The following is a 24843-nucleotide window of genomic DNA, read 5'->3' on the forward strand; positions in this document are numbered from 1 at the left end:
TCGTCGGATGGGGAAATGCGGAATACGTTGCCCGTATTCTATGACAAGGAAAAATCGCCACCATCGCGGTTTTGACAGGCTGCGCGTGCTTTTTCATGGGGCCGGGGGATCCTGGCGCGAGCTGGCGGCCCATGCCGCCGGGGCGGTTTCCGGCAGCGTCCAGCCGCCGCCCAGCGAGCGGAAGGTGGCCACCGCGGCGCGCGCGTAGTCGGCGTTCAGGCGCGCCTGCTCGCCGCGCGCCGAGAGCCATTGCTGATCCTCCACCAGCACCTCGACCAGGCTCGCGTCGCCCTGCGCATAGGCATCGCGCGCCGCGCGCTGGGCCAGCGCCTCGGCTTCCACCTGGCGCGCGAGCTCGTCGCGCTGCGCGCCGATCTGCGCCCAGTCGGTCACCGCGTTCTCCACATCCTCGGCCGCGCGCAGCACGGCCTGGCGGTAGACGGCGAGCGCCTCGGCATGGCGCCCCCTGGCCTGCGCCACCTCGGCATCGACGCGGCCGAAGTCGAACAGGCGCCAGCGCAGCCCGGCCAGCGCGCCGGGCTGGAACGCGGCCGACTTGAACAGCGGGCCGTCGAGCGCCTCGAAGCCGAGGATCCCCGACAGCGACAGCTTCGGGTAGTACTCTGCCAGCGCCGCGCCGATGCCCGCGTTGCTCGCCGCCAGCCGCCGCTCGGCCGCCACCACGTCGGGGCGGCGGCGCAGCAGCGTGTCCGGGCCGATTGCGGCCGGCAGGCCCGGCACCGCCGGGTCCGCGGCCGGCGTGCCCAGCTGCGCCGTGTAGGTGCCGGGCGCGGCGCCCATCAGGATGTCCAGCCGGTTGGCTTGGCGCGCGCGTTCGGCCAGCAAGGGTGGACGCTGAGAGCGCGTCTGCGCGAGCCGCGCCTCGGCCTCGGCCTGTTCGCGCCGCGTCGCCACGCCGTTGCCGACGCGATCGCGGACCAGCGAGACCAGGTGGCGATCGGCCTCGATCTGCTGCTCGACGATGGCGATGCGCGCCTGCAGGCCGCGCAGCCGGAAATAGGCATCGGCCGCGTCGGCCGCCACCGAGACGCGCGAACCGGCATGCAGGGCCTCGGCCGCCTCGGCCTCGGCGCTGGCGGCCTGGGCCTGGCGGCGCAGGCCGCCGGCCAGGTCGAGCTCCCAGCTCGCGCCCAGGCCAAGCTGGGTATAGCCCTGGTTGCGATCGTAGCCGGGCAGGGCCGAGCCGATCCGGCCCAGCGGCGATTCCAGCGACTGCCGCTGGCGCGCCGCCGTGCCCTCGGCATCGAGCCTGGGCAGCCGCTGCGCGCCGGCATCGGCGGCCGCCGCGCGCGCTTGCGCCACGCGCGCCTCGGCGGCGGCCAGGTCGAGGTTCTGCGCCAGCGCGCGCTCGATCAGCTGCGTGAGCACCGGATCGTGGAAGCCGAGCCACCAGGCATCGAGCGCGACCGGTTCGGCCGCGGGCCGCGCCTGCAGCGTGCGCAGCGCATCCTGGCTGGCATAGTTCGGCGCGAGCGGCGAATCGGCCGGCCGGTAGTCGGGGCCGACCGTGCAGCCGCCCAGGAGCGATGCGGCCAGCGCGGCGGCGGCCATTGCCGCCGGCCGCGCGAGAGCCGGGCGGCCCGGCCGGCACGGCCGCGCAAACGAATGATCAGGAGTTCGTGACATTGGGAGGCGCCTCAGTGAGCGTTCTTCGACGAATCGGGGGGCGGCGGCGGCACCACCTTGCGCATCAGCGGCACGATCAGGGTGGCGAACATGAAGCCGATCATGATGGTGGTGAGCGCGTCGCCATAGGCCATGGTCTGCGCCTCGCGCAACGCGATGTCGTGCAGCTCGCGCAGCGAGGCGGCCGCGCCGGCCTGGGCGGAGCCGAGCGCCGGGCCGAGCTGGGCCTCCAGCGTGCCGAGCATCTTGTTCATCGGCTGGTTGGCGGCCGTCAGGCGCGAGGCGATATCGGTGAAATGCAGGTTGGTGCGATTGTTGAGGATCGCGCCGACGATCGCGATGCCCACCGCGCCGCCCAGGTTGCGCATCATGTTGAACAGGCCGCTGGCGTATTTGAGCCGCTCGGGCGGCAGGCTGCCCAGGCCGAGCGTGACCGCCGGCGCGATCGCGAACACCTGGGGGAAGCCGCGGATCAGCTGCGGCCAGAGCAACTGCTGGTTGCCCCAGTCGTGGGTGATGAAGCGGAAGTCCCACATCGACAGGCCGAACATCGCCATGCCGAACATCATCAGCCAGCGCAGGTCGGTCTTGCGCGCGAACATCACGTAGACCGGCACGCCCACCAGCGCGGCGATGCCGGTCGGCATCATCGCCACGCCGGTCTGCCAGGCGTCGTAGCCGCGCACGTAGCCGAGGAACAGCGGCGTCAGGTAGATCGACGAGAAGGCGCCCACGCCGGTCAGGAAGGACAGGATGCAGCCGATCGTGAAGTTGCGGTTGCCGAAGGCGCGCAGGTCGACGATCGGGTTGTCGATGCTCAGGCAGCGCGCCACGAACACGCTGCCCGCGCAGGCCGAGATCACCGCGCAGCGGCGGATGATGGGGTCGTCGAGCCAGTTCCAGCGCGCGCCTTCCTCCAGCACGTATTCGAGCGTGCCGAGGAATACCGCCATCAGCGCGATGCCCACGTAGTCGGCGCCCTTGAGCAGGGAGTGATCGGGCCGGTCGATGTCGGCCGCCAGCGAGACGCCCAGCGCCACCAGCAGCCCCGGCACCAGGTTCACGTAGAACAGCCAGCGCCAGTTGGCGGTATCGGTGATGAAGCCGCCGACGATCGGCCCGAGCGCCGGCGCGAGCGACGCGATGGTGCCGATCACGGCGGCCGCGATCACGCGCCGCTTGCCGTCGAAGTAGTGGAACGAGGAGGTGAACACGGTGGGGATCATCGAGGCGCCCAGCACGCCCTGGATCGCGCGGAACACGATCATGCTCTCGATGTTCCAGGCGAAGCCGCACAGCAGGCTGGCGGCCGTGAAGCCGAGCGCCGAGCCGGCGAACAGGCGGCGCGTGGAGAACACGCGCGTGAGCCAGCCCGACATCGGGATCACGGTGATCTCGGCGATCAGGTAGGCGGTCTGCACCCAGCCGATCTGGTCCTGCGCCGCGCTCAGGCCGCCGCCGATCTCCTGCAGCGAGGAGGCCACGATCTGGATGTCGAGCAGCGCGATGAACATGCCCACGCACATCACCGCGAACGGCCAGGCGGGCGGATGCGCGGCGGCCGGCGGCGGGCCGGAAGCAGCGCCGGCACCGGCCGCGCCGGGCGTGCCCTCGGCCGGCACGCCGGCGGGGCGCTTGGCGAGCTCGCTCATCAGGAGGCTCCGTGGGTGTCGACCGTCACGGTGGTGGACAGGCCCGGGCGCAGCACGCCCAGCACGCCGTCGGCCGCCTCGAAGCTGATCCGCACCGGCACGCGCTGCACGATGCGCGTGAAGTTGCCGGTGGCGTTCTGCGGCGGGATCACGCTGAACACCGCGCCGGTGGCCGGCGCCAGCAGGTGCACGCGGCCCTCGAAGCAGCGCGAGGACTGCACGTCGGCGCAGATCCTGGCGCGCTGGCCGGCCTGCATGTGGCGCAGCTGGTCCTCCTTGTAGTTCGCGTCGACCCACAGGCCCCTGGCGGCCACCACCGACATCAGTTGGGTGCCGGGCGTCACGTAGCTGCCCACGTGGATCGCGCGATTGCCCACGTAGCCGTCGATCGGCGCGCGCAGCTCGGTGTAGCCGACGTTCAGTTCGGCGGTGCGCTGGGCCGCGCCGGCCTGCAGGATCGCGGCATCGGCGCCGGCGATCTGGCTGTCGAGCACGCCCACCTGCTGGCGCGCCTCGCGCAGCTTCGCCGAGGCCGAATCGAGCTGCGCCTGGGCCTGCTTGAGCGCGGCGCTGGAGCGTTCCTCGCTCTGGCGCGTGCCCGCCGCGGTGCTGAGCAGATTGCGGTAGCGCGCCGCGTCGGTCCGGGCGAAGGACAGCGCGGCCGATTTCTCCGCGACTTCGGCGCCGGCCTGGTCGATCAGGGTCTGCTGCAGCGTGCGGCGCGCCAGCAGTTGCGCGCGCGAGGCGCGCATGGCCGCCTCGTTGGCCTTGGCGGCATCCAGCGCGGCGGCGAAATCGCCGGGCTGCAGGCGCAGCAGCGGCTGGCCGGCGCGCACGCGCTGGTTGTCCTCCACCAGCAGCTCCGACACGTAGCCCGCCACGTGCGGCGAGATCACCGTGATGTTGCCGCCCACGTAGGCGTCGTCGGTGGTCTCGTAGAAGCGCCCGTGCAGCCACCAGTAGATCGCGTAGCCGGCGAGCAGCACCAGCAGCACGATCAGCACCGGCAGCACCAGCTTGCGCTTGCGTTTCGGTTTTCCGTCGGCGGCGCCCGGCAGTGCCGTCGCGCCCGTTTGGTTCTCGCTCAAGTTGAGGTTCTCCTTCGCCTGGCTTGCTTGGCCGTCCTCGCCGGGATCATGCGTTGCATGCGCAACGATCGCGGCGATTCATGCCGGTTTCAGATGGTCATCGTCATATGAAGAGGCCGAATTCCGGCATGCCCGAACGCCGGGCATGCCGGAGCCTGGCGCGGCGCGACGGCCCGCGCGGCCCTGCCTTGCGTGCAGCAATCACGGCGCCTCGCTCACGCGGCGCGCCGCGTGTCCTACCAGGTGCCGAGCAGCGAATCGACGCCGCGCAGCGCGTTGTTGCGGCGATAGGGCAGCGCGTCGAGATTGGTCAGGTGCAGGTTCGGCAGGCGCGTGTAGACCACCTCCAGCGCGGCCGCGATCTCCAGCAGCGCGAGCCGCGCGCCCAGGCAGTAGTGCAGGCCGCCGCCGAACGAGAGCGGGCGCACGTTCTCGCGGTCGATGTCGAGCCGGTCCGGGTTCTCGAACTTCTCCGGATCGCGATTGCCGCCGCCGAGGAACACGCAGATCAGGTCGCCGCGCTGGATCGTCTGGTCTTCCAGCTCGACTTCCTCGAGCGCCACGCGCTGGGCGATCTGCACCGAGCTGTCGTAGCGCAGCGCCTCGGTCACCACCCGGGGCATGATCGAGAGGTCGGCCTTGACGCGCTCGCGTTGCTCCGGGTGGCGCTGCAGCGCGATCAGCGTGTTGCCGATCATGTTCTCGGTGGTCTCGTGGCCGGCCACGAACAGGAAGCAGAGGTTGGCGACGATCTCGTCGTCGGTCAGGCGCTGGCCGTCTTCCTCGGCCAGGATCATCTGCGAGATCAGGTCGTCGCCCGGCTCCTTGCGGCGCTCGGCCAGCACCTTGGCGAAGTAGGTTTCGAGTTCGATCGCCGACTTGCGCGATTCCTCGAGCTGCTCGGCGTTGAGCGGCGTGACGTTGAGCGCGCCGGCCGCGCGGTCGGCGGCGCGCTTGAACATCGCGCCGTCCGACAGCGGCACGCCGAGGATGGTGCACATGGTCTGCATCGGCAGCAGGAAGGCGAAGCCGGTCACCAGGTCGCCCTGCGGCTCCTTCACCAGCCGGTCGATCAACTGGTTCGAGATGGTGTAGGAGGCCTCGCGGAACTTCTCGACCTGGCGCGCGTTGAAGGACTTCATCAGCAGCGCGCGCAGGTTGGTGTGCTTGGGCGGGTTCAGGCCCGGCAGCATCGAGCGGAAGGTGCGGAACGGCGGCTGGTCGATCACGCCCTCGCCATAGCGCGCCTTGACCGCCTCGACGATGCCCTTGCCGAAGCGGCGGTCGAGCAGCAGCTTCTCGCCGAAGCCGTAGTGCGAGGTCGCGTAGAGCTTGGGCGCGAGCTTGACCAGTTGGCCCTCGGCGCGCATCGCGTCGAACACGGGGTAGGGGTTCTTCAGGAAATCGGGTGTCGCCAGGTCGCTGTATTGCATGGTGGGGAGTCCTTGGTGTCTTGGGAAATGGCGCTCGGGCAGCCGGGCCTCAGATCGAGACCATCTCGAAGTCGAGCTTGGGCACGTCGCATTCGGGGCAGCGCCAGTCGTCGGGAATGTCCTCCCAGCGCGTGCCGGCGGCGATCCCGGCGTTCGGGTCGCCGCTTCGTTCGTCATAGAGGTAACCGCAGATCAGGCACATCCAGGTGCGGTATTCGACGGTGAGTTCGGACATCGTGAGCGTTCTCCGGATCAGTGCTGCAGGGCAGGCTCGGCGGCGGCCGCGCCCGCGCTCGCGCCTTCCAGGTTCTGGTGCAGCTGCTTGCGCAGCTTGTGGAGGTCCTTGACGTTGAGCAGCGGACGGTCCAGCAGGATCGACAGGTTGTGCAGGATGCGGTCGGCCACGCGGTTCTCCCAGTCTCGGTCGAAGCGGATCTGCGTGTCGAGCCAGCGGCCCAGCCATTCGGGATCGGGCAGGCGGCTCTGCACCGTGTCGTTGGGGAACAGCGTGCGATTCACGTGCAGGTTGGTCGGGTGGATCGCCTTGGCCGCGCGGTTGGCGCTGGCCATCAGCGTGCCGATCTTGGCGAAGGCCAGGCGCGCCGCGTCGCCGTGCCGGTCCAGCGCGCGGCGCATGTACTTCAGGTAGGCGGCCGCGTGGCGCGCCTCGTCGCGCGAGATCAGCTCGTAGATCTGCCGGATCACCGGCTCGGTGTGCCAGTGCGCGGCGCAGCGATACCAGTGGTTGAGGCGGATCTCGCCGCCGAAGTGCAGGGTCAGTGTCTCCAGCGCCGGGGCCGGGTCGAACGGGAAGCGCACCGCGTGCAGCTCGTCCTCGGTGGGCGCGAGCTCGGGACGGAAGCGCCGCAGGTACTCGATCAGCACCAGCGAGTGCTTCTGTTCCTCGTAGAACCAGATCGACATGAAGGCCGAGAAATCGCTGTCGTCGACGTTGTCGCGCAGGAACATCTCGGTGGCCGGCAGCGCCGCCCATTCCGTGATCGCGTTCATCTTGATCGACAGCGCCTGCTCGTCGGACAGCAGCGAGGCGTCGAAGCGGTCCCAGTCGACGTCGTGCTGCATGTCCCAGCGCGCGCGTTCCAGGCTTCGGTACAGTTCGGGATAGAGCATGGTGGTCCCCTCGGCTCAGCCCGTGACCGGCGCCAGCGACGGCGCGTTCGCCGCCGGCTCGCCGCCGATCGCGAGGAACTGGGTGGCGCGCTCGATCACGCGCGCGTCCGACAGGATCCGCACGTGGCCGACCTTCTCGACGCGCTCGAAGCGCACGTGCGGCAAGGCCGCGGCGATGTTCTCCGACTCGCAGATCGGCACGATCTTGTCGTTCGGGCCATGCATCACGAAGATCCGCGTGCGCAGGCCCCGGCCCAGCGCGCCGATGTCCCAGTGCTGGGGCGGCACGCCGTTGCGGCGATGCAGCTCGGCATACATCGCCGCCATCACGCTGGGCGCGAGGCGCAGGAAGTCGCCCGACCAGCGGTCGATCACCGCCGGCAGCGTGCAGGGCGGCGCCAGCATCACGATGCCGTCCACGCTGTCGGGCCCGAGCTCGGCCATCGCGCCGGTCGAGGCGATGCTGCCCAGCGAATGCGAGACGATGCCGTGCACGCCGCCGAGCGATTCGATCGCGCCCTTCACGGCGTTCTTGAAGGCCGTCATGGTGGTGACCGTGCCGGGCGAGACGCCGTGCGCCGGCGCGTCGAAGGCGGCCACGCGAAACCCCGCCTTCTGCAGCTTGGGCACGAAGGAGAACATGGTGGCGCTGTCGGCGCCCCAGCCGTGCACCAGCAGCACGGTGCGCTCGCCCTTGCCCCACAGATGGCCGTGGGTGACGCCGTCCACGCCGCGGATCTCGAAGCGGCGCGCGCCGAGCGGCGACATATCCTTGGGCGGCGTCTTGCGGAAGGTGCGCGTATAGCCGAACAGGTCGGTGGCGCGCCGCGCGGCGGCCGCCGGCGAGACCGCGCCGAGCGCGCCGACGTAGCCCTTGAGCACGCGCTTGCCGAACGACATCGCGGGGCTCGCCGCGGGTGCCGGCGAAGGCGCCGACGCGGCGGCGGCCGCCGCGCCGTGCGGGAGGGATGACTCGGAAGTATTGGACATCGTCCTTCTCCTGCCAGAGTGGCCTGATGAATCCGGGTAGTGGGCTCAGATAGTGGGCTCGGGTGGTGGGCTCAGATCGCCGAGTCGGCGCGCGGCGGGGTGGCCGCGGGCGGCGTGGCGACCGCCTCGAACGAGCGGTAGTAGCCGTGCACCGGGTCATAGAGATGGCAGGCGCGGATCACCTTCCAGACCTCGCCGAGCGTGAACGGCTTCTGCCGGATCGAGCCGGGATAGGCGCGCTTGAGTGCCTCGCGTGCCTTGGGCAGGTTGTAGAAGGGGATCACCGGCACCACGTGGTGGGCGGCATGCACCGAGATGTTGTGGGTGAAGAAGTGCAGCCACTTCGGGTACTCGTAGTCGGTGGTCATCATCAGGCGGCTGCCGTTCAGGCTCCAGTGCTCGCGCGTCAGGAACGGCAGTTCGTCCGAGATGTGATGCATCATCGTGGTGGTGCTGAACCAGGCGTGGATGCCGAGCCAGGGGCCGAGGAAGTACAGCAGGAAACCCTGCCAGCCCGTGAACCAGACCAGGGTGGGCAGGTAGACGGCGGCGAACAGCACCGTGATCACCACCGAGCGGCGCACGTCGTTGCGGGCCTCGCGCTTGGGGAACATGCTGGGCTTGAAGCCCGAGTGGCGCTGGTAGTTGACCGTGCCCAGCCAGAACAGCCAGCTGCGCGTGCTGCGGTACACGAACTTCTCCCAGGCGCCCATGCGGCGGTATTGCTCCGGCAGCACCGGGCGCCAGTCGGTATCCATCTCCAGGCTGTTGGTGTTGGCGTGATGCAGGTTGTGCATGTGGCGCCAGCCGTGGAACGGGTAGAGCAGCGGGAACAGCGCGATCTGGCCGAGCGCGAAATTGAAGCGACGGCTCTTCGAGAAGGAGTTGTGCCCGCAATCGTGGGCGATGCAGAACAGGCCCCAGCCGCCCAGGCCGGCCAGCAGCCAGAGCGGGATCCAGAGCGACCAGTGCGGCGCGTAGTGCACGCCGATCACGGCGCCCACGTAGAGCGCGGTGCTGGCGAAGAAGCCCAGCAGGCCGCGCGCCAGGCGCGGTTCGTAGAGTTCGCGCGGAATCGCGTCGGCCAGGCGCTCGCCGTCCAGCGACTTGATCGACTGCACGAAGTCCCGAAAGCCCGGGGTCTGCTGCTGCGGTAGTTGGATGGTTGCCATCGGTTCGCTCCTTGGTGGGCCTCAGGCCTTGATCTCGCCGGTGGCGAGTTCGGCGGCGAGATAGCTCGCCAGGTCGTCGATGTTCTGGTGTTCGAACAGCAGCGCCGGCGACAGGCGCTGCTCGAGCAGCTTCTCGAGATCGCCCGCGACCTGCAGCGCGACCAGCGAGTCGAGCCCGTAGGACTCGAAGCTGCGCGCCGGATCGATCTGCGCGATCGGCACGTTGAGTTGCCTGGCCAGTCGCTCGACCAGCCATTGATGGATGCCCGCCTCGGTGAGCGGGGTCGAGGAACGTTTTTCCTCGATGAAGCCGATCTTGCTGAACAGGCTCGACATGAACGCCATGATGCGTACTCCTCAGGGTTGAAGAAGGCAAAGCAAAACAAAACGATCGGGATGCGGCGCGCTCAGGCGCCGCCGGGCTCGCGCTTGCGCACGCGCTCGATCACGTCGCGGCTGGGCGAGCGCAGCTCCTCGACGATGCCGAGCCATCCGAACAGCGCCAGCATCCAGCCCGACAGGTCCGGCTCCCACCAGTGCACGCCGTGCCGGTACCAGGCCGGGAAGGCGTGATGGTTGTTCTGCAGGCCCTCGCCGAAGGTCAGGAAGGCCACGATCCAGTTGTTGGTGCTGTGGTCGCGCGTGTCGAACGGGCGGCTGCCGTAGCGATGGCAGATCGAGCCGACGCACCAGGCGAACTGGTTGGCGATGAACATGCGCGCGAAGCCGCCGAACATCAGGCCGCACAGCGCGCCCATCCAGCTCGCGGTGATCAGCCCGCCGGCCACGGCCGGGATCGCGAGGCCGAGCAGGACCCAGTAGAAGTAGGTGCGATTGAAGAACAGCAGGCTGCGGTCCTTCAGGATGTCCTGCGCGAAGTAGCTCCAGCTCGACATCTCGGGCGACATCATCCAGGGCATGTGGGCATGCCACAGCCCGCGCAGGCGCTCGGCGCGGCTCTCGCCCAGCAGGTTGGGCGAATGCGGGTCGCCCGGGCGGTCGCTGTAGGCGTGGTGGCGCCGGTGTGTGGTGACCCAGAACAGGATCGGGCCTTGCGCGGCCATCGAACCGCAGATCAGGATCAGCGCGCGGAACAGCGGCGAGGTCTTGAAGGCGCGATGGGCCAGGAAGCGGTGGTAGCCGATCGAGACGCCGGCCATGTGCAGCACGTACATCGCGGCGAACAGCCAGGCGTCGACGCGCGTGGCGTAGCCGGCCCAGGCCAGCCAGGCCGCCGCCAGCGTGCCGGCCAACGGAATCGTCATCACGCCGAAGGCGGTCATCGCCTTGATGCGGGCGCCGCGCGCGTCGAGCACGCTGACGCCGCGCACCGGCTGGTCGTCGGGGAGGGTGGGCGCGGGGGTGAGATCGAGCTGGGTCATGAAGGAATCTCCGGAAGGCGGGCGCTCAGGGCTGGGTGGCGCGGCTGCGCTCGGGGGCCGGGCGGCGCACGTCCCACACCAGGCCGAACACCGCCAGCAGCTCGATCAGGCCGCCCGACAGGTCGAGCTGCCAGAAGCGCTGGCTGGTGCGTGCGAGAGCCGGGAAGGCGTGATGGTTGTTGTGCCAGCCGCCGCCCACCGCCGGCAGGGCCAGCCAGAACACGTTGCGGCTCTGGTCGCGGGTGCGGTTCGGGCGCGGGCCGAAGCTGTGCGCGAAGGAGTTGATCGCCCAGGTGGCCTGGTCGACCAGGAAGATGCGCAGCAGGCCGCCCCACAGGAAACCCGTCAGCGCCGCGTAGCCGGTGCCGCCGATCAGCCAGCCGGCCAGCGTCGGCAGCGCCAGGCCGAGCGCGATCCACAGGAAGTAGAGGCGGTTCAGGCGCACCACCCAGCGGTCGCGCAGCAGGTCGGGGGTGAACTGGCTCCAGTTCTGCCGGCGCAGCGTGAACAGCCAGCCGACGTGCGCGTGCCAGATGCCGCGCAGGCGCCCGCCGAGATGCTCGCCGTGCAGGCGCGGCGAATGCGGGTCGCCTTCCTGGTCGGTGAAGGCGTGGTGCATGCGGTGCGTGGCGGCCCAGAACAGGATCGGCCCCTGCGCGGCCATCGAGCCGGCGATCGCGAACAGCGCCGTCACCACCGGGCCGGCCTTGAAGGCCTGGTGAGAGAAGAAGCGATGCAGCCCCGCCTCGACGCCAAGCGCGGTGACCAGGTACATCACCGCGAGCAGGCCGATCTCGAGCCGGCCGATGCCGTGCACAATCGCCAGCGCCACGGCCGCGAGCGCGCCGACGGCCGGGATCCCGACCGTGAGCCAGGCCAGGCGCCGTTCGGTGGCGCCGGTGCGATCGGCGAGCGGCGCGGGCCGCGAGGGGGAGGTTTGGGTCTGGATGTCCATGATGTCCTTCGCGGGCTCAGGCGCGTGCATGGGGATAGCTCGCCAGCGATTGCGTCAGCAGCGCGTGGCGGGTGGCGTAGCGCTGGATCTTGCCGCTCGTGGTCAAGGGGATCGCGCCCATCGGCGCGAAATGGATCAGGTGCGGCGCGGCGCCGAGCTGCTGCGTGACGCGCTCGACGATCGCCTCGCGCAGCGTCTGCAGTTCGCCCTCGGCCACCTTCTCGCCGCGCCGGAGTTCGGCCACCACGGCGATCCGCTCGCCCTGGCCGTCGTCGATCGAGAAGGCCGCCACGCCGTTCGGCCGGATCCGCGCGTCGAGCTCCTCCACCAGCAGTTCGATATCCTGAGGATAGAGATTGCGGCCCGCGTGGATGATCAGATCCTTGATGCGGCCGGTGACGTACAGCTCGCCGGCGCGCAGGAAACCGAGGTCGCCGGTGCGCATGTAGCGTTGTGCCGAGCCTTCCAGGCGCGCGTGGAAGGTCTCCTCGCTGCGCTCGGGCTGGTTCCAGTAGCCGATGCCGATGTTCGGGCCGCCTACCCAGATTTCGCCGATCGCGCCGTCGGGCAGCGCGCGGCCGTCCGGGCCGACGATTCGCACGTCGTGGCCCGGCGCCGGCGCGCCGCAGGAGGCCAGCGCCTGGGCGCGCGGATGATCGGCCGCGATCTCGCGCACCTCGCCGCGCGCCAGGCCGTCCTGGTCGAGCTCGACGAAGGCGGGCGCGGCGCCGTCCACCTTGCCCGATACGAACACGGTGGCCTCGGCCAGTCCGTAGCAGGGGCCGAAGGCCTCGGCGCGGAAGCCGCAGCGCGCGAAGCGATCGGCGAAACGCTCGAAGGTGCGGCGCCGGACCGGCTCGGCGCCGCAGTAGATCGCCTCGACCGTGGAAAGGTCGAGCAGCGGCAGCACCTCGTCGCCGATCGAGTTGCAACAGAGGTCGAAGGCGAAGTTCGGCGCGATGGTGGTGGTGACGCGGTACTGCGAGAGCGCCGCCAGCCAGCGCAGCGGCTGCTGGACGAAGTGGCCGGGCGAGAGGATCACGGTCGGGAAACCCTCGTAGATCGGCTGCAGGATGCCGCCCATCAGGCCCATGTCGTGATAGGGCGGCAACCAGGTGCAACCGACGCGCTCGCGCGGCCCGCCCATCCAGCGGCTCGCGCCGTGGCAGTTGCTGAGCAGGTTGCCGTGGGTCAGCATCACGCCCTTCGGATCGGAGGTCGAGCCCGACGTGTACTGGAGCAGGGCAAGCGCCTCGCGATCGAGCACCGGCAAGGCCGGGCCGACATCGGTCGCGTTGTATGCATATGCATGAGTATCGGCGCGAAAAAGCGCATCGGCCTCGGTCCAGGCCTCCTCCGGGAAGCCGTCCGGCAGCAGCGCCAGCACGCGCTCGCGCAGCCGGGTGAAGCGCGAATCGGTCAGGATCAGCTCGGGCTGCGAGTCGCGCGCGATCGCGCCGAGCCGCCCCAGCGCCCGCGTGCCCACCGGCGGGAACGAGGGCACCGCCACCGCGCCGGCCATCCAGACGCCGAACAGCGCGGCGATGTAGTCGATGCCGGCCTCGAACAGCATCAGCACACGCTTGCCGGCCACGCCGCGCGCGGCGAGGTGGCGCGCGATCGCGCCGGCCTGCAGTTGCAGCTCGGCATAGCTCACGGTGCGAGTCTCGCCTTCGCCGTCCACCAGGTGGATGAAGGCGGTCTGCCCGGGCAGCGTCGCGGCGCGCAGGCGCAGCACGTCGGCCAGCGTGTCGAGGGCGTGCTCGGCCAGCGTCGCGGCGGCGCGATGGCGCGAATGGCTCGCGTCGAGCGCATCGAGCGCCGGGCTTGCGACTTCGAGATGTGTCATGTCGGCATCCTTTCCACGTAAAGCGTTGCATCGACATGCGCCACGCCAAATGCCACGGCGTCGCGCGTATCGGTCCGTTCCACTGAAAATCGAATTCCCGAATCCAACCGGAACAAAATACGCAGGCATTTTCCGATTTACGTAGGATTACGTAGACGGAAATACAAACTACGCTTGCGCTTAATAAAGCTATCCGGATTTTGAAATGGCTTCACAAACCGGTTAAGCGCGTTTTTTCATTCCGCGGGCAAAACTCATCCGTTCCGGCCGACACGTGTGGGGGACGGCGCGGCGATACAGGACGCTGGCGATCGGGGGATCGTCAGGTCCGCAGCACAGCGTGTTGTTTGACTTCGAGCTGCAACATCAGATGAGACACGTACTACGGGCCGCGCTCAAGCCGCTGGGCGCTATAACCGGTATCAGGCCGCATTCCTCGCATGGACGGGGAAACGGGGCACGCGCGAAGGAATGACGCCATCGCCTCGCATGCTCCGCTTCCCGCTCGGAACGGGTAGTGGAACGTACCGCTCAATCGTTACGGCCCTCGGCTGCTTTGTTTGCATGTATATGCATTAATGTTTATTCAAGAGAAAAACATTGTCAAGCGCCTTTCAATGATCCGATGAATATTTCCGATATCAAAAAGAAAGGGTTCGGCCGGTGTCCGGAAAATATTTGGAAATAAGGGAGAAGCGGCTTGTCATTGCCGCGTATTAATTGTCCAGCCCGGTACATACGGGAACCGGCTCGATAACTGGCTTGTTAATGGAACAGTTTTGACAGTGCCAGTTTGCGATGGAAGATTGGACGGGCGGCGCGATCGAATCGATCGGGATCGCGAAACACGCACGCGACATCACGACAGGGAAATATCGAGGCAGGGGAGGGAGGCGACGTATCGCGCCGTGTTCGCCCGGGCGGCGGGCAGGCGCGATCGTGTTTGATTCAGGACCTGCTCGCTCGCGGCGAGGCATCGCCGGGCGGCAGGTCCCGCATGGGGAAGATGGCCGGGCTCAGGCTTTCGCCGGCTGGATCAGGTCATGGCAGGTGGACGTTTGCGGATCGCCGGCCGGCAGCTTCCCGCACACGCCCTCGAACTGCTTCACCACCGACTTCACCGCGCCCTCGTGGCGGCCGTCCTTGTTCCATTGCACGAGCTGCGTCACCACCTTGCTCAGGGCGCGTCGATTCGCGCCGTAGAACGCATTGCGCGTCTGCCCGACCTGGTTCAGCACGCCGCTGGCGATGCCTTCGATGCGCGTGCTGTCCTCGGGCGCGAGCGTCACCGCGTTCGCCAGGTAGGTGGCGCCCCAGCGCAGCCGCGTGGCCGAGCCGCTGGTTGCTTCGTAGGCCTTGCGATACCACTCGAGCGCGGCCGCCTTGTCGCCGCGCGCCTTCGCGTTCGCCGCGAGGCCGGACATGAAGTAGTAGGGCGTCGACGAGCGCGGCAGCTCGGCCTCGAGCAGCGCATCCGAATCGTCGTAGAGGCCGGCGTCCGTGAGCGTGTCCGCGCCTTCGCTGACCACGGCCGCATGCTCGTAGGGATTGGTGGCCGCCTGCGTGGTGGCGCTCACCTGCTTGCGCACCGTGTCGAGCAGGGGCGCCGGCAGCGGCGTGCCCTTCGGCGCGACGAGCCGCGCCAGCGACACGCGCCCATGCAGGGCGATGGTGCGATCGATCGCCGACAGCGAGGCATCGGTCGACAGGCGCGTGAGCGCCGCGTCGTAGGCTTGGCTCAGGCGCGCGCGTTCGGTCGCGTCCTTGGCGAGCCAGTGCACCAGGTCCGCCGGCGCGGCAACCAGCACGTCGGATTGCTCGCGGCTCAGGCGCGGATCGTTCAGCGTCGCCTGTAGGGCCGCCAGGCCCGCGGCCTTGTCGAGTTCGCCCTGCTGGGCCGGCTCGCCATCGGCGGCCGTGACGGCCGCCTTCAGCGCGAAGCGCAGCGCCTCCTTCGGCGCGTGATCGGCACGCGCATGCGCGGCCAGTGTCTGCAGGGTCTGCGCGACACGTTCGCCCGGCACCGGCAGCCCGCCATCGGTATCCCAGGAGTAATCGGCCAGCATGCGCCATTCGTCAGGCTTGAGCGCGGCGCCGTCGCGCAGCGCGGCGGCCAGCGTCTGCTTGAAGGGATGGGTGGCGTTCATGCCGAGCGACAGCGCCTGCATGTAGCGGTCCAGGTCCGCCTCGCCCGGCAGGCGCGTGACTTCGGTGCCGTCGGGACGGAACAGGATCATGGTCGGGTAGCCGCGCACCTTGAAGCGCTCGCCGAGCTTCTGCGCGTTTTCCGCGTCGCCGTCGAGATAAACCGGCACGAAGAAGGACGAGCGGTCCTTGAACACCTGCTGGCTGAACACGGTCGCCTTCACCTGGTTGCAGGACGGGCACCACACGGCGCCCCAGTACAGCAGCAGCGGCTTGTTGCTGCGCTTGGCCCGGGCGAACGCGGCATCGATGTCGCCCTGCTGCCAGGCGATGCCGGGCGGCAGGTGGACCGCCGGGCTCGCCGGCTGGGTGGCGGCGAACGAGGAGGAAAAACAGGCGCTCGCGGCAGCGAGCAGCAGGCCCATCGAGGCCTTCTTCATCGAGGTTTTCATGAGGAGATCCGACTGGTTGCGGCGCGGCGAGTGCGGCCCGGCGTCGATATTGGTCTGAAGTATCGAGACACTGAAGCAGAATCGTCGCGCGCACAAGCCCGAAAAGCCGCTTTGCATTTCGTTTCGACGCGCATATCGATATTCCGCGCCGGCTTGCTGGGTGGTTGCGTAGGCAATCGACCGGATTGTTGAAGACGGCGAAATTCCGGGCTCGGAAATACGCCCGAATTCCTCACATCAATATGCGGAAATATCGTTTGTGACGGGCCGGGCGGGTCGATAAAGTCTCCCCCGGTCCTTGCCGGCGTGCCGCCGGTATTCAGGATGTCTTAGAAAAATCTCGCGTGCCATTGCGCGATGGCTTTCGCCTGGCGTCTCGTGATCCGGACGCGCGGCGAAGACGCGAATCAGAGGGGGCGGGCGGGCCCGGTGTCGTCACGAGCGGCACCGGGCCGGTCAGCCGAGGGTCGTTCGGCCGATAGACGAGATCAACATGAACTCGCATGACAAGATATCCCGCGTGACCGGGTGGGGCGCGGCTGCGCTCTGCCTGTCGATCTCGCTCGCCAGCGCCGCGCCGGCGCTGGCCCAGCAAACCGTGGCCGCGTCCGGGCCGGCCGTCGCCGATGCGCCGGCCGCGGCCAGCGCCGCTGCTGCCGCCGTCGCAACGCCAGCCGGCGCGGCGGCATCGCCATCCACGGCCGCCGCGCCGAAATCCACCTCGCTGAAGACCTTCGTGGTGACCGGCTCGCGCATCCCGCGCACGGAGAAGGAGGGTGCCACGCCGGTCACCGTCATCACCGGCAAGGATCTCGAAGCCAAGGGTTATCGCAACGTCTACGACGCGCTGCAATCGCAGACGCAGAACACCGGTTTCTCGCAGGGCGCCGACTACGGCAACACCTTCACGCCGGCCGCCAATGCCATCAACCTGCGCGGGCTCGGCGCCAACCACACGCTGGTGCTGGTCGACGGCCGGCGCGTGGCCGATTACCCGATCGCCTACGACGGCAACGTCAACTTCGTGAACCTCGCCAACATCCCTTCGGAGATGATCGACCGCATCGAGATCCTGAACGGCGCGGCCTCGGCGGTCTACGGCTCGGATGCGATCGCGGGCGTGGTCAACATCATCATGAAGAAGCACATCGACGGCATCGAGGTGAACCTGAAGGGCGGGCGCACCTGGGACGGCGGCGGCGGCAACGGCCGCCTGCAGGTATCGGGCGGCAAGGAATTCGGCGCGCTGAGCACGGTGTTCGGCCTGGAGATCAGCAAGACCAATCCGATCTGGTCGGGCCAGCGCGATTTCATGTCCTCGGCCTCGCTCGAAGGCGAGACGCCCACCACCATCTGGTCGCGCCGGAACCTCGACACGGGCGCCTACCTCGGCGGCGCCGGCGCTTGCGGCGCGCTGGGCGGCATCGGCGCGTTCGGCGGCGTCTCGACCGTCAATACCGCCAAGGGCGCGTATTGCGGCAGCGGCGGTGCCAAGCCGGCGTTCTGGACGACCCAGACCGACAACCTCAGCGAGAACCTCTACGGTGGCGTCGAGTACCGGCTCAGCGAGCTGGTCACGCTGTTCGGCTCGGTATCGACCGCCTGGAACCAGACCGAGAACAACACGCGCGGCCCGAGCTGGACCTCGGCGCTGGGCGGCACCGGCTACTTCTTCAACGATCTCACCCAGGCCAACGAAACCTGGACGCGGCGTTTCTCGCCGCAGGAGATCGGCGGTGCCTCGGTCTGGAACAAGCGCTGGGACGATTTCGCCGCCAATGTGATCACCGGCCTGCGCGGCAAGCTGCCCGACAGCAGTTGGAACTACGAGCTGACCTACAGCGCCTCGGGCTACCAGAGCCGCGCGACGGTGCCGCGCCTGCGCGCCGGCATCGACAGCTACTTTCTCGGCCCGCAACTGGGCACCGCGGCCGACGGCGCGCCGATCTACGCGCCCGACCCGACGCGCTTCTCGACACCGCTCACGCCAGCGCAATTCGGATCGCTCTATGGCGAATCCGCAAGCCAGAACAACACCTGGACGCAGACCTTCAGCCTGGCCACCAACGGCGACCTGTTCCGCCTGCCGGCCGGGCCGGTGCGCGCCGCCGGCGTGATCGAATACGGCACGCAGGGCTTCAGCAATTCGGTGGACCCGGCGCTGGCCCAGGGCAGCTACTACAACTCGGCCGGCATCTACGGCGCGAGCGGCAACCGCAAGCGCTACGCGGCCGCGCTCGAGCTGCGCGTGCCGATCTTCCGCCAGTTGAACGCCGATGTCGCGACGCGCTACGACGACTATTCCTTCGCCGGCACGCGCAACCACAAGTTCACCTACAACCTCGGCCTCGAATACCGGCCGCTGCGCGAGTTGCTGCTGCGCGGCAACTACGGCACCAGCTTTCGCGCGCCGGACATGAACTACATCTTCCAGAGCCCGACCAAGGGCTACTTCGAGTCGACCACCGACTATTTCCGCTGCAACCAGTCCGGCCAGTCGCTGGCCAACTGCGAATACGCGAACGTGGCGCCGGGCTCGAACTTCGTGCAGACCGGCAACGCGCAACTGAAGCCGGAAAACGGCAAGTCCTGGGGCGCGGGCTTCGTGCTCGCGCCCACGCCCGATATCGACCTGTCGGCCGACTACTACAACATCCGTATCGACAACCTGGTCACCAACATCGATCCCGACAACCTGCTGCGCACCGAGGCGGCCTGCCGCGAAGGACGCCTGAGCGCGGCCTCGCCCGATTGCGTGGATGCGCTGGCGCGCGTGGTTCGCAATCCGCTCACGGCCGTGCTCGATCCCGGTGCGATCAACACCATCCTGATCAACCCGATCAACGCGGCGATGGAGAAAACCACCGGCTTCGACCTGAGCGGCAAGTGGCGCTTCCGCCTGCACGGCATCGGCAATTTCCTGCTGGCGGCGAACTACACCAAGGTGCTGAGCCTGCGCTACCAGCAGTACGCCAACAGCCCCGTGCAGGACCTGCTGCATTCGCTGAACAACCCGACCGGCAACCCGGAATGGCCCGACAAGCTGATGCTGAGCCTGACCTGGTCGATCCCGAAGTGGACCTCGACGGTGCAGGTCGAGCGCTACGGCAAGGTGCCCAACGCCGCGCAGACCGCCTACCTCACGCCCACCACGCTGGCCAACCTGAGCCTGTCCTATCAGTTCACGCGCGATACCTCGCTGACCTTCGTGATGAACAACGTGTTCAACACCATCAAGCACGACGATTCGGCCGGCTGGCCGTATTACACGGTCGGCTACTACCTGCCTTACGGGCGCACGCTGTGGCTGGAGTTCAGCCATCGCTTCAGTTGAGCGGGCGGCGGGACGGCAGCAAACCGGCGAGCGCAATCCCGGTGCCGGAGCAGCCATGCGATGCTTCGGCACCGGGTGGCGCTCATCGTGCCGTCGCGCAGGCGCGGTTGCCGGCCACCACGGCCAGGCCGCTCGACCAGTTGGCGCCGGCCGGCAGCAGCACGCGCGCGCTGATGCGGTTCTCGGCCGGATCCAGGGAGAGCAGGCCGGTCTGCCCCGCGGCGGTATAGCTGGGATTGAACAGGATCCGGTAGCCGTCCTGCGCGACGCCGCTGTTGGTGAAGGAGAACACGTCGTCGGGCGCGGGCAGCGACCGGGTCACGGCCAGCGTCGCCACGTCGACCACGAACAGGCCGTTCTGGTGAGAAGGAAAGTCGGCCTGGCCGTTCGCCACGTACAACTGCTGGCCATCGGGCGAGATCGACAGGCTCGCGGGCCTCGGTCCGGCGCCGGGCAGGTCGATCAGCTTGACGATGGCGCGCGAGGCCGTATCGATCACGGCCAACTTGCCCGGCTCGGTGCCGTTGATGCCCTGCGCGAGGAACAGCTTGCTGCCGTCCGGCGTGACCGCCAGGCTCGCCGGATAACCGTTGTTGACGCTCGATGTGTCGATCGTCGCGAGCAGCGTATCGGTTTGCGCATCGATCACCGCGATCGAGCGGAAATTGACGTTGGCGGCATAGATGCGCGAGCCGTCCGGCGATGCCGCGATGGCGCCGCCCGGCCCGCTGCCGTTGCCCAGGGTGGCGATCACGATCTGCTTGAGCGGCTGCAGCGTGCCGGCATCGAGTACGTTGACCACCGCATCGCTCTGGTAGATGCCGCCGGTACCGGTCACGGGCGGCTGGTGCGTCTGGTTGCCGTTGGTATAGAGCTTGCCGGAGCCCACCGGCAGGGCGAAACCGCCCGTGGTGCTGTTGGCGCGGACCGCCGTGGCGGCGACCTGGTTGCTGGCGGTGTCGATTGCGAACAGCGTGGCGGTGGTGTTCGGCCCCGATGCATAGGCGACGCCGTAGACGCGCTGCCCCGAGGGCGAGGCCTGCAACTGGTAGGCGCCGGCCGCGCCAGCGCGCGGGATGGAGGCGATCTGCTTCAGGTTGACGGCGTTGAGCACCGTCACGCTGCCCTGGTTGCCGGCCAGGTAGACGGCGCCGCCGGGCGGCACCTGCGCGGCACCGATGCCGGCCCACAGAGCCAGCGTTCCCGCGACGAGGCACCGGCGTGCCGGTCCAGCGCTCGAAAATAAGCTTGTCATGTTGGATTCCCCGAAATCGAAACGACGTGAAGCGAAGCAGCCGCCTGGACGTGGTGAGGATGGCGGCTATTCAGCTTAGCGTAAGCCTGTTGAGAAACGTGGCCGGATATTTGGTTGCGCGCGCACGTAACGCGTGTTCCGCGCGTCACGTAACCGGAACGTCGCCCGGCGGCGGCTTGCATGGGGTCAGGCAATCTTCTGCGCGTTATTGCGACTTCGGCAACCGGGAATTCCAGCGTTGACGAAAACGGAGCAATCACCGAAATCGGGAACACTTCTTGCTGCATTGCAGCGTCGCCCGCGCGGCCTGAAGTGAAGCGCGCGGCGACGGTCTGGCAGCAGGACTGCAGACGCATCCGACGCGGGGTGGCCGGTGCGATGCAGCGCGATTGTCGTCCATGCCCGAGGTCCGGGCATGTCTCACCGAACACCGTACCGATCCAGACCTCCGTTGCGTGGAGGCCGGTGGTCGCCTGCGGTGGGTCGCAGCCGATCCGGCCTGTCTCGGGCGTGCCACCCCGAGGCGGCCGGCGCGGTTCGACGCGATGAGCGGGGGGACGACGTCGCCACGATCACACGTCAACGACAAGCGACAACAATGACCTACAAGAACCGTAAGACGAAGGCCAGGCATGGCCTGCGGATCGTCGCGCTGGGCGCGATCCAGGCGTTCGCGGGCAGCGCGGCGTCGGCCGCGCCGCCGGCGCTCTCGGCGCTCGGTCCCAGCGGCGGCCTGGTGATTCCCTATGGCTTCACCTTGCCGCAAGGGACTTTCGAAGGGCAGTACAACGACTACATCGATCCGCGCTTCGGCGGCACCGCCACCAAGGCCGACGTGGCCTGGGCGGGGATCGGCATCCTGCCGTATGTCGAGGCCACGGGCGGGCTGGTGAACTACACCGGCAACGTGCGGCCGGTGTTTCCCGGCGCCGAGTCGATCGTGGTGCGCCACCTGATGGCGAACCTGAAGGTGGCGGTGCCGAAGTGGTTCCGCTACCAGCCCGACATCGCCGTCGGCATCGACGACATCGGCGGCCAGACGCATTTCTTCCGCTCGACCTATGGCGTGGTCTCGCAGGTGCTCGGGCCGGCCACGCTGACGCTCGGCTACGGCAGCGGCGACCGGCTCGACGGCGTGTTCGGCGGCGCGGAGCTGGACGTGTTCCATACCGGCCTGTCGCTGCTGGTCGAGCACGATTCGAAGACGCCCTATGCGGGCATCCGCTATCAGTCGCCGTCGATCCGCTGGCTGGCCGATGCGAGCGTGGTGGCCAGCTTGATGCGTTCGCTGAAGAGCACCAACGGCGTGGCCGAGCGCACCGCGTTCTCGGTCGGCATCCAGATTCCGCTCGGCCGGCGTTTCGATGCCTCGCGCTGCGAGGGCGGTCCTTGCGAGGCGAGGCTCGCGCGGGATGCGGCCGGGCCGGCGGCTGCCGCGCAGGCCACGGCAGAGCTTGGCAAGGGCGAGGCGGGCGAGCTTGCCGTCGCATCAGCTCCTCGCCGTGATTCGGACCAGGCGAGTGCAAGCGTGGCGACGGCGTCATCGATGTCGCCGGCCGTTGCCTGGTCGGCGCTGGCCGCATCGGGCCGGGCGGCCGCGCCGCTCGCCATGCAGCGCATCGCCCTGGCCCCGGCCGCCGAGGCCGGACCCACCTCGCTCGACGCGATTGTCGACGCGCTCTCGGCGGCCGGCCTCGAACGCGGCCGCGCGGGCATCGTCGGCCGCGACCTGGTGGTCGAATACGAGAACCATCGCTACAACCAGAACGAGGCCGACGCGCTCGGCATCGCGCTGGGCGTCGCCGCGCGGCACGCGGGCAGCGAGATCGACACGATCCGCGTGGTGATCCGCAAGGCCGACCAGGCGATCGCGGAAGTCAGCGTCGATCGCGGCGCCTACGCGGCCTTCCTGGCCGGCGGCTCGCCCACCGCGGCCGACGCCTCGCTGACCATGCGCATGCGCCCGACCTACGCGGCCTCCGCCATCGACTGGTCCACGAAGACCGGCCGCCACAGCCTGGTGCGCTTCGAGATCGCGCCGGTCACCCGCTATCTGTACGGCACCGACTACGGCAACTTCGACTATTCGGTGGGCGCCGAACTGCGCGCCTTCGTGCCGCTCTGGCGCGGCGCCGAGTTCTACGCGAGCGCGATCGCGCCGATCGCCAACAGCCGCAACATGGACGACGGCCGCTTCTACAGCGCCTACCGCTTGCGCGGCGGCATCGCCGACGCGGCGCTGGCGCAGAGCTTCTGGATCGCGCCGCGCGTGTTCAACGTCACCTCGGTCGGCAAGTTCGACCTGCAGTATCTCGGCGTCGAGAACGAGACCACCGCCTTCGTGCCGGGCCGGCCCGACGTGGTGCGCCTGAAGCTGGCCTACCTGCGCCGCGAACCGGGCAAGGACGCGCTACCCGACGAGAAGAGCGCACTGCTCAGCTACCGCTGGGTGCAGCCTTCGTGGAAGCTCTGGATCGAGGCCGGCGTGGCGCGCTACGTGGGCGGCGACAAGGGCCCGCTGCTGGTGGCCACGCGCTGGTTCGACGACGTCGCCTTCAGCTTCCAGGCGCAGCACAGCGGCCGCGGCTCCTTCGTCGGCGCTTCGGCCAGCTTCCCGCTCACGCCGCGCCAGGGCATGAAGCCGGGCCTGGTCGAGATCGGCGGCACGGCGCAGTTCCCGCTCAATTTCCGCACGCGCGTGGGCTCGACCAACTACCTGTCGGCCGACGGTGGGGAGAACCTCGACTTCGCCTACGACGCGCAGCAGTTGCTGCTCAACCAGGGCCGCTTCAGCGCGGCCTACTTCGCCACCCAGCTCTACCGGATGCGCGACGCCTACCAGCGCTACGCGGCGCCCGAGGCGTCGAATCCGCGGCCGGCCTCGCCGACGGCCGCGCTCGATGCCGCCACGCCGCAGCCATGAATTCACGTGCCGCCGGCCGCGCAGGTTTCCGGATGCGCGCGGCCGGCGGCGTCTGGACGATTCACGAGATCACGGAGAACCACGATGAAGACGAATCACACGAAGCTGCGCGCCGCGCGGTGGATCGGCCTGGGTATCGTCGCGGCAGCCACGATGGCGGCCTGCGGCGGCGGCGGGGATAGCGGCGGAGGCGGCCCGGTCGGGCCGCAGACCGTCGCCTCGGGCAAGATCAGCGGCACGGCGGCGGTGGGCGCGGCGATGGCGAATGCCTCGATCACCATCGCCTGCGCGCAGGGCAACGGAGCCGGGACGGCCACCGCGAGCGGCGCCTACGCGCTGAGCTTCGCGTTCAGCGGGCCGTGCTCGATCACCGGCAGCACCGGCTCGGCCACGCTGCACTCGTTGGCGAACGGCAGCGGCACCTTCAACGTCACGCCGCTCACCGAGCTGATGCTGGTCTACCTGGCGGCCGAGCTCGGCACCGATCTCAACGGGCTGCTCGCCGGCCTCGGCACGAACACGGCCTACCAGGCCGCTGCGAGCAACAACGCGGATCTCGCCGCGGCGCAAGGCGGCGTGGCAGCGGTGCTGAAGAAGCTCTATGGCATCACGCTGTCCACCTCGGCCTTCCTGACCACCGCGTTCACGCCAGGCCAGCCCGGCGCCGACGCGGACCTCGACGCGCTGCAGGCCGCCGGCGCCTTTACCAGCAACGGCACGCCCTCGGCCACGCTGCTCTCGGCGGTGGCGGCGGCCGGCACCACGGCGAACAGCCCGACCGGCGGCACGGGCGGCAGCACCAGCGGCACGCCGTGATCGAGCGGTCCCGCGACTGACGGCGCGAGCTTTCGCCGGCATCGACGGCCGGGCACGCGCCGTCTCAAGTTGTCATTTCACGCAATCGTTTGCGTTAAATATATTAAGTTATCCGATCCAGTCGTCATTCATCTGCTTACCGCTCTCATCGTTACGTAACGCGTCTTTTTGCAGCGCGTAACGTAACGACGCGTTTCAGCATCGATACAGACGGTATCGCCGGGAACGAGCTTTTCGATAATCCAATAAAGCATTGATAAAAATGGATTTTCAAAAGATTCGGCGTCAGTTTTTCGAAATTCGATTCAATGGCATGTTTCATGCTTGATACACGCCGCGCCGATCGCTGCAGCGCACAACTGTCGTGACGTGCAAGCTTGTGCGATACCGGCGCGGGCGGCCGTGCCAGCCGCCTCGCCGTGCGCAGGTGTGATGCGGAAGCCCTGCATCACACCTCGAACAGTAGGAAAACGAAAGATTGTTTCGAATTGTCGAGCCGGCTTGCCGGCGGCATGCGCACGTGCCTCGACAGCTCGACAAAAAGCATCAAGGCATCGCGGCGGTACACAAGAAAACAATTCTGAAAGACCGAGAAACGCAAGACTTTTTGAACGGGGTG

Annotated in this window: 17 protein-coding genes; 3 read left to right on the plus strand and 14 right to left on the minus strand. The window is 68.6% G+C overall.

The window, feature by feature from the left end:
- Nucleotides 1-93 precede the first annotated feature (93 nt).
- From BM43_RS33390 to BM43_RS33450, 13 genes are all read right to left on the minus strand, one after another.
- Entirely contained in the window at nucleotides 94-1647 is a 1554-nt protein-coding gene (locus tag BM43_RS33390; protein ID WP_036051564.1) for an efflux transporter outer membrane subunit, read from the minus strand.
- A gap of 11 nt (nucleotides 1648-1658) precedes the next feature.
- The gene (locus tag BM43_RS33395; RefSeq protein ID WP_036051561.1) at nucleotides 1659-3299 is read right to left on the minus strand and encodes a DHA2 family efflux MFS transporter permease subunit; all 1641 of its coding nucleotides are present in this window, start codon (nucleotides 3297-3299) and stop codon (nucleotides 1659-1661) included.
- Nucleotides 3299-4387: an HlyD family secretion protein gene (locus BM43_RS33400; protein WP_025100201.1), complete on the minus strand. Its 1089-nt coding sequence runs from the start codon at nucleotides 4385-4387 to the stop codon at nucleotides 3299-3301. Before BM43_RS33400 ends, BM43_RS33395 begins: the two co-directional genes overlap by 1 nt.
- Nucleotides 4388-4623: 236 nt before the next feature.
- Nucleotides 4624-5820 (minus strand): cytochrome P450, encoded by a 1197-nt coding sequence (locus BM43_RS33405; RefSeq protein WP_036051559.1) that lies wholly within the window; start codon nucleotides 5818-5820, stop codon nucleotides 4624-4626.
- 49 nt (nucleotides 5821-5869) lie between these two features.
- Nucleotides 5870-6055: a rubredoxin gene (locus tag BM43_RS33410; protein WP_013697988.1), complete on the minus strand. Its 186-nt coding sequence runs from the start codon at nucleotides 6053-6055 to the stop codon at nucleotides 5870-5872.
- Between the two features lie 17 nt (nucleotides 6056-6072).
- A complete protein-coding gene (locus BM43_RS33415; RefSeq protein ID WP_036051556.1) occupies nucleotides 6073-6951 on the minus strand; it encodes a ferritin family protein in 879 nt (292 codons plus the stop codon).
- 15 nt (nucleotides 6952-6966) lie between these two features.
- Nucleotides 6967-7941 (minus strand): alpha/beta fold hydrolase, encoded by a 975-nt coding sequence (locus BM43_RS33420; RefSeq protein WP_052710582.1) that lies wholly within the window; start codon nucleotides 7939-7941, stop codon nucleotides 6967-6969.
- A gap of 71 nt (nucleotides 7942-8012) precedes the next feature.
- The gene (locus BM43_RS33425) at nucleotides 8013-9113 is read right to left on the minus strand and encodes a fatty acid desaturase (RefSeq protein ID WP_025100205.1); all 1101 of its coding nucleotides are present in this window, start codon (nucleotides 9111-9113) and stop codon (nucleotides 8013-8015) included.
- A gap of 21 nt (nucleotides 9114-9134) precedes the next feature.
- Nucleotides 9135-9458: an acyl carrier protein gene (locus BM43_RS33430; protein ID WP_013697992.1), complete on the minus strand. Its 324-nt coding sequence runs from the start codon at nucleotides 9456-9458 to the stop codon at nucleotides 9135-9137.
- A gap of 62 nt (nucleotides 9459-9520) precedes the next feature.
- Nucleotides 9521-10495, minus strand: a complete 975-nt coding sequence (locus BM43_RS33435) for an acyl-CoA desaturase (RefSeq protein ID WP_036051553.1) — start codon at nucleotides 10493-10495, stop codon at nucleotides 9521-9523.
- A 25-nt stretch (nucleotides 10496-10520) separates the two neighbouring features.
- A complete protein-coding gene (locus BM43_RS33440; protein WP_036053463.1) occupies nucleotides 10521-11450 on the minus strand; it encodes an acyl-CoA desaturase in 930 nt (309 codons plus the stop codon).
- Between the two features lie 16 nt (nucleotides 11451-11466).
- Nucleotides 11467-13299 carry a fatty acyl-AMP ligase gene (locus BM43_RS33445; protein ID WP_036051551.1) on the minus strand — a complete coding sequence of 611 codons (1833 nt, stop codon included), beginning with the start codon at nucleotides 13297-13299 and terminating at the stop codon, nucleotides 11467-11469.
- A gap of 1016 nt (nucleotides 13300-14315) precedes the next feature.
- A complete protein-coding gene (locus BM43_RS33450; RefSeq protein WP_036053461.1) occupies nucleotides 14316-15896 on the minus strand; it encodes a thioredoxin family protein in 1581 nt (526 codons plus the stop codon).
- Nucleotides 15897-16389: 493 nt separating this feature from the next.
- On the opposite strand from BM43_RS33450, the gene BM43_RS33455 reads away from it, so the two are divergent.
- A complete protein-coding gene (locus tag BM43_RS33455; RefSeq protein ID WP_036051548.1) occupies nucleotides 16390-19230 on the plus strand; it encodes a TonB-dependent receptor domain-containing protein in 2841 nt (946 codons plus the stop codon).
- Nucleotides 19231-19312: 82 nt separating this feature from the next.
- Here the strand turns inward: BM43_RS33455 and BM43_RS33460 are convergent, their stop codons facing one another.
- The gene (locus BM43_RS33460; RefSeq protein WP_111946379.1) at nucleotides 19313-20485 is read right to left on the minus strand and encodes a YncE family protein; all 1173 of its coding nucleotides are present in this window, start codon (nucleotides 20483-20485) and stop codon (nucleotides 19313-19315) included.
- A 598-nt stretch (nucleotides 20486-21083) separates the two neighbouring features.
- Here BM43_RS33460 and BM43_RS33465 point away from each other — a divergent pair.
- A complete protein-coding gene (locus BM43_RS33465) occupies nucleotides 21084-23408 on the plus strand; it encodes a YjbH domain-containing protein (RefSeq protein WP_036051545.1) in 2325 nt (774 codons plus the stop codon).
- An 84-nt stretch (nucleotides 23409-23492) separates the two neighbouring features.
- Nucleotides 23493-24224 carry a hypothetical protein gene (locus tag BM43_RS41540; RefSeq protein WP_036051543.1) on the plus strand — a complete coding sequence of 244 codons (732 nt, stop codon included), beginning with the start codon at nucleotides 23493-23495 and terminating at the stop codon, nucleotides 24222-24224.
- The last annotated feature ends 619 nt before the right edge of the window (nucleotides 24225-24843 follow it).

The sequence above is a fragment of the Burkholderia gladioli genome, assembly GCF_000959725.1.
Lineage (GTDB): Bacteria > Pseudomonadota > Gammaproteobacteria > Burkholderiales > Burkholderiaceae > Burkholderia > Burkholderia gladioli.